13 protein-coding genes are annotated in these 14,181 nt (G+C 72.3%); 12 read left to right on the top strand and 1 reads right to left on the bottom strand.

What is annotated here, in order from left to right:
- Positions 1-152 precede the first annotated feature (152 nt).
- From AB0B89_RS29405 to AB0B89_RS29375, 7 genes are all read left to right on the top strand, one after another.
- The gene (locus AB0B89_RS29405; RefSeq protein ID WP_358559303.1) at positions 153-728 is read left to right on the top strand and encodes an SseB family protein; all 576 of its coding nucleotides are present in this window, start codon (positions 153-155) and stop codon (positions 726-728) included.
- Positions 729-748: 20 nt separating this feature from the next.
- Positions 749-1,531 (top strand): A24 family peptidase, encoded by a 783-nt coding sequence (locus tag AB0B89_RS29400; protein ID WP_358559301.1) that lies wholly within the window; start codon positions 749-751, stop codon positions 1,529-1,531.
- A 52-nt stretch (positions 1,532-1,583) separates the two neighbouring features.
- A complete protein-coding gene (gene aroC, locus AB0B89_RS29395) occupies positions 1,584-2,762 on the top strand; it encodes a chorismate synthase (RefSeq protein ID WP_358559299.1) in 1,179 nt (392 codons plus the stop codon).
- Positions 2,759-3,265 carry a shikimate kinase gene (locus AB0B89_RS29390; protein ID WP_358559297.1) on the top strand — a complete coding sequence of 169 codons (507 nt, stop codon included), beginning with the start codon at positions 2,759-2,761 and terminating at the stop codon, positions 3,263-3,265. The genes aroC and AB0B89_RS29390 overlap by 4 nt, the downstream gene beginning before the upstream one ends.
- Positions 3,262-4,338 (top strand): 3-dehydroquinate synthase, encoded by a 1,077-nt coding sequence (gene aroB, locus AB0B89_RS29385; RefSeq protein WP_358559296.1) that lies wholly within the window; start codon positions 3,262-3,264, stop codon positions 4,336-4,338. Before AB0B89_RS29390 ends, aroB begins: the two co-directional genes overlap by 4 nt.
- A 126-nt stretch (positions 4,339-4,464) precedes the next feature.
- The gene (gene aroQ, locus AB0B89_RS29380) at positions 4,465-4,899 is read left to right on the top strand and encodes a type II 3-dehydroquinate dehydratase (protein ID WP_358559294.1); all 435 of its coding nucleotides are present in this window, start codon (positions 4,465-4,467) and stop codon (positions 4,897-4,899) included.
- Positions 4,896-5,657: an SGNH/GDSL hydrolase family protein gene (locus tag AB0B89_RS29375; RefSeq protein WP_358559292.1), complete on the top strand. Its 762-nt coding sequence runs from the start codon at positions 4,896-4,898 to the stop codon at positions 5,655-5,657. Before aroQ ends, AB0B89_RS29375 begins: the two co-directional genes overlap by 4 nt.
- Before the next feature lie 133 nt (positions 5,658-5,790).
- Here the strand turns inward: AB0B89_RS29375 and AB0B89_RS29370 are convergent, their stop codons facing one another.
- On the bottom strand, positions 5,791-7,845 hold the full coding sequence (locus tag AB0B89_RS29370) for an ATP-dependent DNA helicase (RefSeq protein WP_358559305.1): 2,055 nt from the start codon (positions 7,843-7,845) through the stop codon (positions 5,791-5,793).
- A 424-nt stretch (positions 7,846-8,269) separates the two neighbouring features.
- On the opposite strand from AB0B89_RS29370, the gene AB0B89_RS29365 reads away from it, so the two are divergent.
- The 5 genes from AB0B89_RS29365 to AB0B89_RS29345 all read left to right on the top strand — a co-directional run.
- Positions 8,270-10,165: a hypothetical protein gene (locus AB0B89_RS29365; RefSeq protein ID WP_358559290.1), complete on the top strand. Its 1,896-nt coding sequence runs from the start codon at positions 8,270-8,272 to the stop codon at positions 10,163-10,165.
- Between the two features lie 142 nt (positions 10,166-10,307).
- On the top strand, positions 10,308-11,906 hold the full coding sequence (locus AB0B89_RS29360; protein WP_358559288.1) for a Na+/H+ antiporter: 1,599 nt from the start codon (positions 10,308-10,310) through the stop codon (positions 11,904-11,906).
- Positions 11,907-12,117: 211 nt separating this feature from the next.
- Positions 12,118-13,449: a Gfo/Idh/MocA family oxidoreductase gene (locus tag AB0B89_RS29355; RefSeq protein ID WP_358559286.1), complete on the top strand. Its 1,332-nt coding sequence runs from the start codon at positions 12,118-12,120 to the stop codon at positions 13,447-13,449.
- Positions 13,450-13,473: 24 nt separating this feature from the next.
- On the top strand, positions 13,474-13,842 hold the full coding sequence (locus AB0B89_RS29350) for a hypothetical protein (protein ID WP_358559284.1): 369 nt from the start codon (positions 13,474-13,476) through the stop codon (positions 13,840-13,842).
- A 56-nt stretch (positions 13,843-13,898) separates the two neighbouring features.
- Positions 13,899-14,181 (top strand): DUF202 domain-containing protein (locus tag AB0B89_RS29345; protein WP_358559283.1); only part of this gene is annotated, 283 nt, incomplete at its 3' end.

Below are 14,181 nucleotides of genomic sequence, written 5' to 3'. Positions count from 1 at the left end.
CGAGGGTTCGGAGGAGTCCTTCGAGGTCGTCGAGGACGAGGCAGGCGAGGGGCTCGCGGAGGGCTCGGGGGCAAGGGGCCCGCCACGCGCCCAGGGTGGGAGCACCCGCCGATGACGCGGTGGGGTCGCGACGGCGGGTAGGCTCGCGGGTCGTGCCCAGCATTCCGCAGCCTCTGGTCCCCGATGACGACGGCAGCGCCGACGCGTCCGTCTCAGCGGCGCTGGCCGCCTTCGCCACCGGTGAGGCCGACTCCGCCGGTGTGATGTCGGCCCTGAGCACGGCGCGCCTGCTCGTGCCCGTCGTGGCCCTGCTGACGGAGTCCGAGGTCGGCGAGCACGGGCTCAAGCAGGAGAAGGAAAGCGAGATGGCCCTGCCGGTGCTGGTCGGCGCCGACGGCAGGAAGGCGGTCCCCGCGTTCACCGGGGCCGCGTCGTTGAAGCTCTGGCGCGCCGACGCCCGGCCCATCCAGGCCGTGACCCCGCAGGTCTGCCGTGCCGCGCTCGGCGAGAAGGCCGCCGCCGTGGTGATCGACGTGGCCGGTCCTGTGCCGTTCGCGATCGAGGGCGCCATGCTGCACGCCCTGGCCTCCATCGGGCAGGTCACGGCGGAGGAGGAGAGCATCCAGGCCCTGCTGCGCGGGCTGTCGGAGCACGCCGAGGTGACCGTCGCACGGCTTCCCACCCCCAAACGCGGGCTTCTCCGCCACTTCCGGCGTACGCCGAGCTGAGATCCCCGTAAGGTCGGCGGGTGGGTTTCATCGTCGCGGGGGCGGCCCTTCTGGGGCTTCTCGCGGGCGTCTATGTCCGCGTCCTGGCGGGCGGCTTCGGCCCGGCCCCGGAGTTCGACACCCCGAAGCTCGACACCTCGAAGCTCGACAGCCCTGAGCTCGATGCCTCGGAGCTCGACGCCCCTGAGCTCGACGCCCCGCGGCTCGATGCCCCGGAGCTCGATTTCACTGAGCGGCGGCGGGCGTACCGGGTGGAGGCTCGTCAGGCGTTCGGCCGCGCGGTTCGCGCCGTGCCCGTGCCCGCGTGGCCGCCGCTGATCGAGCTGGGCACCGCCGCCGCCTGCGCCCTGGTCGCCTGGAGGCTCGCGTGGACCCCCGCGCTCGCCGCCTGGTCGTACGCGGCGGTGGCCGGGTGCGCGCTCGCGGTGATCGACTGGCGGACCCAGCGGCTGCCGGACGCCATCACGCTGCCGTCCTACCCGATCATCGCCCTCCTGCTCGTCCCCACGGGCCACCTGGTCGCCGGGCTGCTCGGCGGTCTCGCGCTGGCCGGCGTCTACGCGGTCCTGTGGTTCGTACGGCCCGGCGCGCTCGGCCTCGGCGACGTCAAGCTCGCCGGGCTCGCCGGGATGCTGACCGGCGCGCTCGGCCTGGACCCCTGGATCGTCTGCGCGGTCGGCGGGCAGTTCCTCGGCGCGCTCTACGCCGTCGCGCTGCTGATCACCCGCAGGGGCACTCTCCAGAGCCAGTTCCCCCTTGGGCCGTTCATCCTCCTCGGAGCCCTCGCGGCGGTCCTTCGCTGATCGGTTCATGGGCGGGCGATGGCACTGGGCCGTGCATGGAAGACTTGTCATCATGTTGCGCTGGTTGACCGCAGGTGAGTCCCACGGCCCCGAGCTCGTCGCGATCCTTGAGGGGATGCCCGCCGGAGTCGAAGTGACGACCGCCGACGTGGAGCAGGCCCTGGCGAGACGCCGCCTGGGTTACGGCCGCGGCGCGCGGATGAAGTTCGAGCAGGATGAGGTGACGATCGTCGGCGGCGTGCGTCACGGCCGCACGCTGGGCAGCCCGGTCGCGATCCGCGTGGGCAACACCGAGTGGCCCAAGTGGGAGACCGTGATGGCGGCCGACCCGGTCGACCCCGGCCTCCTGGCGGCCCAGGCCCGCAACGCCCCCCTGTCGCGCCCGCGTCCCGGCCACGCCGACCTGTCCGGCATGCAGAAGTACGGCTTCGACGACGCCCGCCCGATCCTCGACAGGGCCAGCGCCCGCGAGACCGCCGCCCGGGTCGCTCTCGGCCAGGTCGCGCGCAACTTCCTCAAGCAGGCGCTCGGCGTCGACATCGTCAGCCACGTCATCGCCATCGGCACCGCCGAGGCCCCGGACGGCCTCATCCCCGCGCCCGGCCAGCTCGCCGCCGTCGACGAGCACCCGGCGCGCTGCCTCGATCCGGAGGCCGGCGCGGCGATGATCGAGGAGATCGACACCGCGAAGCGCGAAGGCGACACGCTCGGCGGGGTGGTCGAGGTCGTCGCGTACGGCCTGCCGCCGGGCCTCGGAAGCTATGTCCACTGGGACCGGCGCCTCGACTCGCGGCTCGCGGGGGCGCTCATGGGCATCCAGGCGATCAAGGGCGTCGGCGTCGGCGACGGGTTCGACACCGCGCGGCGGCGGGGCTCCCAGGCCCACGACGAGATCGAGAACACCGCCGAGGGCGTCCGCCGCGTCACCAACCGCGCCGGAGGCGTCGAGGGCGGCATGACCAACGGCGAGCCGCTGCGGGTGCGCGCCGCGATGAAGCCGATCTCCACCGTGCCCCGCGCGCTCTCCACGGTCGACGTGCTCACCGGCGAGCCCGCCAAGGCCATCAACCAGAGGTCGGATGTGTGCGCGGTTCCGGCCGCCGGTATCGTCGCTGAGGCGATGGTCGCGCTGGTGCTCGCCGACGCGGCCGTCGAGAAGTTCGGCGGCGACTCCGTTGAGGAGGTCGCCCGTAACCTTTCCGGCTACCTGTCGTCGATGGTGATCAAGTGACGTCTCCCAGAGCTGTGCTGGTCGGCCCGCCCGGGTCGGGCAAGTCCACCGTCGGCCGCCTGCTGGCCCAGCGTCTCGGCGCGAGCTTCCGCGACACCGACACCGACGTGGAGACCGTGGCGGGCAAGCCGGTCGCCGACATCTTCGTCGACGACGGCGAGGAGCGGTTCCGCGAGCTGGAGGCAGCGGCGGTTGGCCAGGCGCTCGCCGAGCACGACGGCGTGCTCGCGCTCGGCGGCGGCGCCATCCTGAGCGAGGCCACCCAGGAGCTCCTCGCCGGGCACTCGGTGGTCTACCTCCAGGTCGGCCTGGCCGACGCCGTGCAGCGCGTGGGCCTCGCCCAGGCGCGCCCGCTGCTCGTGCTCAACCCGCGCAGCCAGCTCAAGAGGCTCATGGAGGAGCGCCGCCCGGTCTACGAGCGGCTCGCGTCGATCGTCGTGGCGACCGACGGCCGCGCGCCCGAGGAGATCACCGACGAGATCATGAAGGGGCTCCCGGCGTGACGAGCACCCGCATCACGGTCAGGGGCGAGCGCCCGTACGACGTGGTCGTCGGGGCGGGAGTGCTCGGTGAGCTGCCCGGCCTGCTGGGCGACGGCGTCCGCACGGTGGCGGTGGTCCACCCGGCGAGCCTTCCCGAGATCTCCCGGCCGGTCTGCGGGGTGCTGGAGGCCGCCGGTCTCTCCGTGGTGGCGCTTCCCGTGCCCGACGGCGAACGGGCCAAGTCGGTCGAGGTCGCCGCCGAGCTCTGGTCGGCCCTGGGCCGGTACGGGGTGACCCGTTCGGACGCCGTGGTCGGCGTCGGCGGGGGAGCCACCACCGACCTGGCCGGTTTCGTGGCGGCCACCTGGCTGCGCGGCGTCAAGGTCGTCCAGGTGCCCACCACGCTGCTCGGCATGGTCGACGCGGCGGTGGGCGGCAAGACCGGCATCAACACCCCCGAGGGCAAGAACCTCGTCGGCTCGTTCCACCCGCCCGTAGGGGTGCTGTGCGACCTCGCCACGCTGGTGTCGGTGCCGCGCGACGACTACGTCGCCGGGCTCGCCGAGATCATCAAGGGCGGCTTCATCGCCGACCCGACCATCCTGCTGCTCGTCGAGGACGACCCCGAGGGCGCCCGGGTGCCCGAGGGCCGGCACACGCGGGCGCTGATCGAACGCAAGATCCAGGTCAAGGCCGACGTCGTCGGGGCCGACCTGCGCGAGTCGGGCATGCGCGAGATCCTGAACTACGGGCACACGCTGGCCCACGCGATCGAGCGCGTCGAGAGCTACCACATGCGGCACGGCGAGGCCGTGGCCATCGGCATGGTCTACGCCGCGGAGCTGTCCCGGCTGTCCGGCCACGCCGGGCCGGGGCTCGTCGAGCGCACCCGGTCGATCCTGACCTCGGTCGGCCTTCCGACGGCCTACCGTCACGAGGCCTGGCCCGAGCTGCGCGACCACATGCGGGTCGACAAGAAGAACCGCGGGGCGAAGCAGCGGTTCGTCATCCTCGACGACATCGGCAAGGTCGCGCGCCTGGAGGACCCACCGGAGGAGCTGCTCGAAGCGGCCTACCGGGAGGTCGGAAGATGACGGCCGCGCACGCGAGCGGCACGGCGGAGGCCGCGACGACGACGGTCGTCTCCGGCACGGAGGGGACGGCGAGGGCGCGATGAGGACGGTGCTCGGCTCGGGTAGGGGAAGCACGGCGAGGGCGCGATGAGGACCGTGTTCGTGTTCAACGGCCCGAACCTCGGGCGGCTCGGCAGCCGCGAGCCCGATGTGTACGGCGCGGATACCTTCGACGACCTGGCCGCGCTGTGCCGCCAGACCGGCAGGGAGCTCGGCCTGACCGTGGACGTCCGGCAGACCGACGACGAGGCCGAGCTGGTGTCGTGGCTCCACGAGGCCGCCGACGGGTCGATCCCCGTGGTCCTCAATCCCGCGGCCTTCACCCACTACTCGTACGCGCTGCGTGACGCCATCGCCCAGCGCACGGCGCCGCTGATCGAGGTGCACATCTCCAACCCCGCGTCCCGCGAGGAGTTCCGGCACACCTCGGTGGTCGCCTCGGTCGCCACCGGCACGATCGCGGGGTTCGGCCTGCGCTCGTACGAGCTGGCGCTGCGGGCCATCGCGGAGGACGGGCAATGAGGGCCTACACCTCCTACGTCGCGATCGGCGACAGCTTCACCGAGGGGCTCAACGACCCCGGCCCTGACGGGCACTTCCGTGGCTGGGCCGACCGGGTGGCCGAGCGGCTCGCCGCGCTGGAGCCCGGCTTCCGGTACGCCAACCTCGCGGTGCGCGGCAAGCTGATCGACCAGATCGTGGAGCACCAGGTGCCGGCGGCGATCGAGCTGAAGCCCGACCTGGTCAGCCTCTGCGCCGGGGGCAACGACCTGCTGCGGCCAGGCGGCGACCCCGACCGCATGGCCAAGACCCTGGCGAGGGCCGTGCGCGACCTGCGGAGCACCGGCGCCGACGTCGTGCTGTTCACCGGCGTGGACCCGCGTGACACCCCGCTCATGCGCCAGGTCAGGGGCAGGTTCGCGGTGTTCTACCTGCACATAAGGTCCATCGCCGACCTTTACGGCTGCCACGTCGTCGACCAGTGGTCGATGCAGTCGATCCGCGACTGGCGGGCCTGGAGCGAGGACCGGCTCCACATGAACGCCGAGGGGCACCGCCTGGTCGCCGCGAAGGTGTGCGAGGTGCTCGGTGTGCCGTCCGAGGACGACTGGCGCCATGCCTGGCCGCCCAGGGAGCGGGTCGACCGCAGGGCGAAGCTCCGCGACGACCGGCTGTGGCTGCGCGAGCACCTTCTCCCGTGGGTGGGCCGCCGCCTGCGTGGCACCTCATCGGGCGACGCCGTCGACCCCAAACGCCCCCACCTGGAGCCGTACGCCTGAAGGCGCGGCCACCGGGCGGTCCTGCGCGATCACGCGTCTGGCGGATCCGGCCCTGCCCGCCCCGGTCGTGCGCCCGAGGTCTCGAACGCGAGCCGGGCCGGACGTACCGGCGGGCCCCGGCGGCGGGGTGGTCCTATGCGGTGAGGCGGCGGAGGGCGGCGCGGACCTTGGCGGGGTCACTCGTCGTCCAGAACGGCGGCAGCGAGTCACGCAGGAAGCTTCCGTAACGCCCGGTCGCGAGCCGGGGGTCCAGGACGGCGACCACGCCCTTGTCGCTCTGGCCGCGCAGCAGCCTTCCCGCTCCCTGGGCGAGCAGCAGCGCGGCGTGGGTGGCCGCGACCGCCATGAACCCGTTGCCGCCCTTCGCGGCCACGTGCCGCTGCCGGGCGGAGGCCAGCGGGTCGTCCGGCCGGGGGAACGGGATGCGGTCGATGATCACCAGGCTGAGCGAGGGCCCCGGCACGTCGACGCCCTGCCACAGTGACAGCGTGCCGAACAGGCAGGTGGCCGGGTCCTCCGCGAACTGCTTGACCAGCAGCGACGTGGAGTCGTCCCCCTGGCACAGCAGCGGCACGCCCAACCGCTCGCGCAGCGCCTCGGTGGCGGCCTTCGCGGCGCGCATCGACGAGAACAGGCCGAGCGTACGGCCGCCCGCCGCCTCGATCAGCTCGGTGATCTCGTCGAGGTACTCCTTGGGAAGGCCGTCGCGCCCCGGCTGGGGGAGGTGCTTGGCGACGTAGAGGATGCCGCTGCGCGCATGGTCGAAGGGCGAGCCGACATCGAGCCCGACCCAGTCTTTGCGCTTCTGGCCGGCCTTCCGCTCGGGACCCGCCTCGCCGTGCTGCTCGGGGGAGGCGCCGGGGCCGTCCTGCTCGGGGTGGGCCTGGCGGCCGTCGTCGGGGCGGGCGGGGCCGAGGCCCCACTGGCGGGCCATGCCCTCGAACGTGCCGCCGAGCGCCAGCGTCGCGCTGGTGAGGATCACGGTGCGGTCGGCGAACAGCTTGTCGCGCAGCATGCCGCCGACGCTCAGCGGCGCGACCTTCAGCAGGGCGGGACGGCGGTCGGTCGCCCCCTCCAGCCACACGACCTCGGCCCTTTCGACCTCGGATTCGCCCCCGAAGGCCTCAAGGATGCGGACGGAGGTGTCATGCAGCTCGTCGAGCGCGGTGAACGCCGCCTTGCGCAGCCCGGCCTTCTCGGGGTCGTCGTTCTTCCCTCCGCCCCACATGTCGCCGCCGCGCGAGCCCATCGCGGTGATGCAGGCGAACGCGGAGTCGCGGAGAACGGAGAGCGTGTCCCCGAGGACCTGCGGGAGCTGGTCGAGGCGGCCGGGCGGGGCGGCTGCGAGCAGCGCCTTCAGGTCCTCGCCCGCCTCCTGGAGGCGGTCGGCCACGCCCTGCTCGATGAGACGCCCGACGCGGCGTACGGTCGTCGCGACGGCGACCTCGGACAGCTCGTCGGTGACCACGCTGGTCACCCGGTCGACGAGCTCGTGGGCCTCGTCCACCACGACGACGTCGTGCTCGGGCAGGACGGCGAACTCCTCCATGGCGTCGATCGCGAGCAGGGCGTGGTTGGTGACCACGACGTCGACGTTGCCCGCGCGCTCCCTGGCACGCTCGGCGAAGCACTCGGCGCCGCTCGGGCACCGCTGCGCGCCGAGACACTCCCTGGCGGTGACGGAGAACTGCCGCCAGGCCTGCTCGTTGACCCCCGGCACCAGCTCGTCCCTGTCACCGGTCTCGGTCTCCTCCGCCCACTCCTGGATGCGCTGGACCATGCGCCCGGTGGCGCTGACCTCGCGAGGGTCGAAGAGCTGGTCGTCGCCGTCCTCGTCGGGCCAGGCGGCCGTCACCTTGTAACGACATAGATAGTTTCGCCTTCCCTTCAGGATGGCGAACTGTGGCTCGTGGGGAAGATAGTCGGCGAGCGCCTCGGCGAGCCGGGGCAGATCTCGGTCGACGAGCTGACGCTGGAGGGCGATGGTGGCGGTGGAGACGACGACGGCGTTGTCCGACTCGATCGCGTGGCGGATCGCGGGCACGAGGTACGCCAGCGACTTGCCGGTGCCGGTGCCCGCCTGGACGGCGACGTGCTCGTCGTGCTCGATGGCGTGCCGAACGGCCTGCGCCATCTTGACCTGGCCGGGTCTCTCGGCTCCTCCGACACCGGTGACGGCGGCGCTCAGGAGCTGCTCGACGGGCGGAAGGTCTTCTTCCTCTTCGAACGTCTCGTCGTCATCGAGGGTGTCGTCGTCGTGCGGGACGACCTCGGTGTCGTCGAGGACGTCGTCGGCGGAGCTGAGGGAGTCGTCGAGCACGACACGCAACGCTACCGGCCCCCGAGGGGTCGGCGCGCCCCGAAACCGGCCGAGACTCGCGGTGCGTTCCGGGTCCATCTCGGCATTCCGGAAGCCGCATCACGCTTCGCGTGGCAGACTGACGGGGCTGGGTGCCGGGGGGTCAAAGAAGATCTACCGTACTCCTGCCCTACCGAGGGCCGGTGTGCGAGGGGTGAGCTGCGGAGTCTGCCATGACGGCGACACGAACGGTTCGGTAGGGTTTCTGAGGTCGAGTGGACGAATAAAGGCTGGTTAAAGCACGATGTCTGCCATGTCGGAAGTTGTCCCACTGCCATCGTTCGGTGAGGTGTTCTTCGACGCCCGTGGCCAGGAGCGTGTTCTCCGGGTCACCTGGCACGAGGGCACCCTGGTCCTCAGCCTGTGGCGTGGCGAGATGTGCACCGCCAGTTTCCGTATGCCCATGGACGACGTCGGCCGCCTCCTCGACACGCTCGACGTGGGGTACGCGGAGGCGGGCGGAGAGTACGCCGAGGGTGAAGAGGACTACGACGACGGGGCCGAGCACCCCGAGTACGCCGAATACCCCGCGTACCCGGGAACGGGGCAGTACGCCCGTCCGTCCGGCGTTCCCGACGAACAGGACGAGTACCCCGAGGCCGTCTCGTACGCCGAGGAGCAGGCCGCCTTCGCGCGCGGCGTGGCCGGCGCGTACCCGCAGGAGGACACGGTAGCGGCCCCCGTGCCGGTGCTCGGGCCCAAGGACGTGCTGGTGGCGCGCGGCGCCGCGCCCGCCGGTGACAAGCTGGTCGCCCCCCGCGCCCGCCCCGCCGAGTACGGCCCGCCGGGCGACCTCCCGCAGGACCTCGGCCCGCAGGGCCACGGCGACTACGCCACGCAGGCCGTTCCCCAGGGCGATTACCCCGGGCAGGCCGTTCCCCAGGGCGACTACTCCGGGCAGGCCGTTCCCCAGGGTGACTACTCCGGGCAGGCCGTTCCCCAGGGTGACTACTCCGGGCAGGCCGTTCCCCAGGGTGACTACTCCGGGCAGGGCGACTACTCCGGCTACCCGGCGCAGGCGGCCTCCCACGGCGACTACGCGGGATACCCCTCGCAGGGCGACTACCCGGCCCAGCCCGGCTACGCCGCCGACTTCGCCTCCCAGGCCGACTACGCGCCCCAGGCCGACTACGCGCCCCAGGCCGATTTCGCGGCCCAGGCGGACTACCCGGCGCAGGCCGATCCGGCGCTCGGGCTGGTCCCGCCGCAGTTCCCCCCGCAGGCCCCGCCGCCCTTCAGCCACCAGGGCCCCGCCCCGATGCCCGAGACCGGCCCTCAGCAGCAGGTGACGGCCGCCGCCTCGGGCGACTACGGCGTCAACCCCGACTACACGCCCCCCAGCGGCTTCACGTTCACCGGCGACTACGCGGCGCCCGCCGATCACGCGGCGCGCGGCGACTACGGGGTGCCGGCCGACTACGCGACCCTCGGGGAGTTCGGGCCCCAGGGCGAGCCGGGTACGCGGACCGACTACGGCGCCCAGGCCGAGTTCACCCCCGGTGGCCGTTTCGGACCCCACACCGACTACGGCTCGACGGCCGAGCCCGGCTACGGCCCCTCCGCCGAGCCCGGCTACGGTGCGCCCACCGAGTCGGGCTACGGGTCGTCTACCGGGTCCGGCTACGGGTCGCCGCGCGAGTTCGGGTCGGCCGGTGAGTTCGGGTCCAAGCCCGAGTATGGCCGTCCGGTGGATCCCATCGCGCCCGCTGAGTACGGCACGCCTCCTCTCGACTACTCGGCCCCGCCGAGCTACGGCTCATCGCCGGAGTTCCCCCCGCTCCCTGAGTACGGCGGCGCGTCCCGGTACGGGGACGCGGTCCCGCGAGAGAACATGATCGTGAACGACTCCCTGCCCTTCGGTCAGCCGTCCGCCCCCGGTCAGCCCGGCCAGGAGTACCGGGCGGCGGATGAGTCCCCGGGGTACGACTGGACTCCGCAGGTGCCCGCGCAGTCCGCCGTGGATCCCTCCGACCCGCTCGGCCTCGGCTCCCTGGCGCAGCCGCCCGGGGACTCCACCGACCCGCGGCTGTCACGCCCGTACGTCCACGACCCGATGTACACGACCGGCGAGCGCGTCCCTACCGACGGCAGGCCCCACACCGACGAGGCCGGGCGCCCCTACCCGCAGGAGTACGGCCGCGAGCGGTGACCCTCGGCGGACGGGAGTACGGCCGCGAGCGGTGATCCGAGGTGGGCCGGGCGATGGCCGCCGCGGGCGGTACGGGGGTGAAGGCCGCTCGGGGATGCCGCCGAGCCTCCGCGCCTTCGGACCCGGCATATCCTTCTGATCGATGGATATCTCGACAGCGCTCCAGTTCGTGCTGCTCCCCGCCGGTGCCGTGGCGATCGCCGCGTTCGCCCGGTGGCGGGGCTGGCTGGCTCCACTGCTGCTGGTCCTCGTCGGACTGATCGTCGGGCTGGTCGGATCCCGTATCCCCGGCATGCCCGAATACAAGCTCGACCCAGAGGTCGTGCTGCTCGTCTTCCTGCCGCCACTGCTGTACTCGGCGGCGCTGGACAGCTCCTACCTGCGCCTGCGGGACTTCCGCCGGCCGGTGGGACTGCTGTCGGTCGGGCTCGTCCTCTTCAGCGCCGCGGTGATCGGCCTGCTGATGCACGTCCTGGTCCCCGGCCTGCCGCTGGCCGCCGCCTTCGCCCTCGGCGCCATCGTCGCCCCGCCCGACGCGGTGGCGGCCGTCGCGGTCGCCCGCAGGCTGGGCCTCCCACGCAAGATCATCACCATCCTGGTGGGCGAGAGCCTGTTCAACGACGCCACCGCGCTGACGGCCTACCGCGTCGCGGTCGCCGCGGTCGGCGGGGAGGGGGTCAGCCTCCTGGGCGCCGGCGGTCAGTTCGCGTACGCCGCCGGGGGCGGGCTGCTCATCGGCCTCGTGCTCGCCTACGCCTTCGGCCGGCTGTTCGACCGCCTGAAGGACCCGCTGATCACGAACACGATCTCTCTGCTGATCCCGTTCGCGTCCTATCTCGCGGCCGAGGCGGTGCACGCCTCGGGAGTGCTATCCGTAGTGGTGGTCGGCGTCTTCCTCGGCCACCGGATGAACCGCGCCGACTACGGCACGCGGGTGGTCTCCTACTCGGTGTGGAAGGTGCTGGACTTCTTCCTGGAGATCATCGTGTTCGCCCTGATCGGGCTCCAGCTTCCGCTCATCCTGCAGGGGCTGGAGGGCCAGGATCCCTGGCGCGTCGCGGGGTACTCCGTTGCGATCTTCGCGGCGGCCGTCGTGGCCCGCATCCTCTGGGTGATCCCCGGCGTCCACCTGCCCAGGATGCTGTTCCGCAAGATCCGCGAGCGGGAGCCGAGGCCGACGGCCGCCCACGTCGCGGTGATCGGCTGGGCGGGCATGCGGGGCGTGGTGTCGCTGGCCGCGGCCTTCGCCCTCCCGGTCGGCTTCCCCAACCGCGACCTGCTGCTCTTCCTGACCTTCGTCGTCGTGATCGGCACCCTGCTGGTGCAGGGGATGTCGTTCCCCTGGCTGATCAGGAAGATGGGCGTCACCAGCGACCAGGAGATCTACAAGGACAACCTCTCCGAGGCGGCGGCGCAGCAGGCCGCCGCCGGCGCGGCGCTCGCCCGGCTCGACGAGCTCACCAAGGAAGGGATCATCGAGACCCACGCCGAGGTGGTCGACCGGCTGCGCAACAACGCCGAGCGCCGGGCCATGGGAGCCTGGGAGCGCCTCGGGGGCGGTGTCGGCCCCGAGGGCGAGGAGACGCCGAGCGCGCTTTACCGCAGGCTTCGCCGCTCCATGCTGGAGGCGGAGCGCTCGGTGCTGGTGCGGATGCGCGACGAGCGCCGCATCGACGACGAGGTGCTGCGCCGGGTCACCAGGGAGCTCGACTACGAAGAGGCGACCCTGGCGCGCGACTAGCGACCCCCCGTTCCCCGCCCGCCGCCCGTCCGTACGGCCTGCCGGGCGGAGGCCGGTGCCTATTGGGGAGCTTTGGGGTAGCCGACGATCTCGTGCACGTAGCACCAGAGCCAGCTCTCGCCGTCTTGGAACGACCGCACTGTGCTCTAATGTGCCTATTTATGCTAAAAAATCGGCACAAATAGGCATCGGCGGGAAGGCGGGCCAGGGAATGAGCGGCGGGAGCGCGGCTACGGAGGACGGCGGGCGGCCTTCCGGTGGCGAGGGGTCGCAGGACGGCGGGCGGTCTTCGGGAGGCGAGGGGTCGCAGGACGGCGGGCGGCCTTCCGGTGGCGAGGGGTCGCAGGACGGCGGGCGGTCTTCCGGGGGTGGGGGAGGGGATCTGCGGATCGGGGTGGCGGGGTTCGGGTTGCGGCGGTCGGTGGCGCTGGAGGCGCATCGCCCCGGGCGGGGCAGCCGCGTCGCCGCCGTCTGCGACCCCCGGCAGGACGCGCTGGACGCCGCGCGCCGCGACCTCGGCCCCGGGCTCCGCACGACGGCGGACTTCGCCCGCCTGCTGGACGAGGACGTCGACGCCGTGATCATCCTCACCCCCGACCACACGCACGCCGAGCTGGCCGTACGGGCGCTGAAGGCGCGCAAGCCCACCTTCGTAGAGAAGCCGCTCGCGATCACCCTCGACGACTGCGACCTGATCCTGCGCACCGCCCACGAGCGGCGCACCCGGCTGTACGTCGGCCACAACATGAGGCACATGCCGGTCGTGCGCACCATGCGGCGGCTGATCGCCGAGGGGGCCATCGGAGAGGTGAAGGCGATCTGGTGCCGGCACTTCGTCGGGGACGGGGGCGACTACTACTTCAAGGACTGGCACGCCGACCGGCGCAACACCGGCGGGCTGCTGCTGCAGAAGGGCGCCCACGACATCGACGTGATCCACTGGCTGGCCGGCTCCCGGACCGTCCGGGTCACCGGCATGGGCGGTCTGACCGTGTACGGCGGGATCACCGACCGCGCCGAGGGGCTGCCCGCCGACTGGTACGACCCGGCGCGCAACTGGCCCCCGCTCGCCCAGAAGGGCCTCAACCCCGTGGTCGACGTCGAGGACCTGTCGATGATGCACATGCGCCTGGAGAACGGCGTCTACGCCGGCTACCAGCAGTGCCACTTCACCCCTGACTACTGGCGCAACTACACCGTGATCGGCACCGAGGGGCGTCTGGAGAACTTCGGCGACACCGGGACCGGGAGCGTGGTCCGTGTGTGGAACGCCGGGAGGAGGGGCTACGACCCCGAGGGCGACCTGACCGTACCCGTCTTCGCGGGGGAGGGCGGCCACGGCGGCGCCGACCAGGAACTGGTCACCGAGTTCGTCCGGTTCGCCCGCGAGGGCGGAGCCACCGACACCTCCCCGGTGGCGGCCAGGGACAGCGTCGCCGCCGGTCTGCTCGCCACCGAGTCGCTCCGCGGCGGCTCGGTGCCCCTCGACGTGCCGCCCCTCTCCCCGGAGCTGGAAGAGTATTTCTCCGGCGGCCAGTGCTGAACGAAGTTGGCTAGTGTCTTCACCATGCGATTCCTCCCCCTAGCCGCAGCTTCCGCGATCGGTCTCACCCTGCTGACCACCGGGTGCAGCACGGTCGACAAAGCCCAGGCCTGCATCGAGGCCAACAAGGTCATCAGCGAGACGGGCGCCAAGGTCGCGAGTCTGGCGAGCGACCCGAAGGCCATGGAGAAGGCACTCGAAGACGGGGCCGCCAAGCTGGAGGACGTGGCGAACACGGCCGGGAACACCACCCTGAACGAAGCCCTGCAGAAGCTGGCCGACAGCTTCAAGAAGCTCAACGTCGACGACGCCAACGAGGCGGTCGACGCCGCGCAGAAGGTCGCCACCGACAGCGCCCAGGCGGTCAAGACGATTGCCCAGGAATGTACCTGACAGGCCCAAAAAACCCGTCAACTCTAGGGGGAGTACTCGTAAATTAGCCTTTCCTCATGGACATCGAGGGGAACGAACCGGACCCCCGGTTCACGCTGGCCAACGAGCGCACGTTTCTGACCTGGCTGAGCACGTCGCTGGCCCTGAGCGCGGGCGGCGTGGCCATGGCGGCGGTGCCGGAGGCGGTCTTCATCCCCTGGGTGCGCACCGCCCTGGCGGTCGTCCTGGTGCTGCTGTCCGCGCTGGCCACCGCCGCGACGCCGTACCCGAACAGCGGGGCCAGGGCGAGCGGCGGAAGGGGCGCCTTGCGCCGCAGCGCCCGCTGCACGTGGCGCCAGC

The sequence above is a fragment of the Sphaerisporangium sp. NPDC049002 genome (genome assembly GCF_040649355.1).
Taxonomy (GTDB): Bacteria; Actinomycetota; Actinomycetes; order Streptosporangiales; family Streptosporangiaceae; genus Sphaerisporangium.
Note: the sequence above shows the minus strand (reverse complement) of the source record. Positions and strands in the feature narration are given on the sequence as shown.

Bases quoted from the DNA above. Each gene is read 5' to 3' on its own strand.
- aroC (WP_358559299.1), top strand. From the start codon at position 1,584: ATGTTGCGCTGGTTGACCGCAGGTGAGTCCCACGGCCCCGAGCTCGTC.
- AB0B89_RS29360 (WP_358559288.1), top strand. From the start codon at position 10,308: ATGGATATCTCGACAGCGCTCCAGTTCGTGCTGCTCCCCGCCGGTGCC.
- AB0B89_RS29365 (WP_358559290.1), top strand. From the start codon at position 8,270: ATGTCGGAAGTTGTCCCACTGCCATCGTTCGGTGAGGTGTTCTTCGAC.
- AB0B89_RS29350 (WP_358559284.1), top strand. From the start codon at position 13,474: ATGCGATTCCTCCCCCTAGCCGCAGCTTCCGCGATCGGTCTCACCCTG.
- AB0B89_RS29355 (WP_358559286.1), top strand. From the start codon at position 12,118: ATGAGCGGCGGGAGCGCGGCTACGGAGGACGGCGGGCGGCCTTCCGGT.
- aroQ (WP_358559294.1), top strand. From the start codon at position 4,465: ATGAGGACCGTGTTCGTGTTCAACGGCCCGAACCTCGGGCGGCTCGGC.
- AB0B89_RS29375 (WP_358559292.1), top strand. From the start codon at position 4,896: ATGAGGGCCTACACCTCCTACGTCGCGATCGGCGACAGCTTCACCGAG.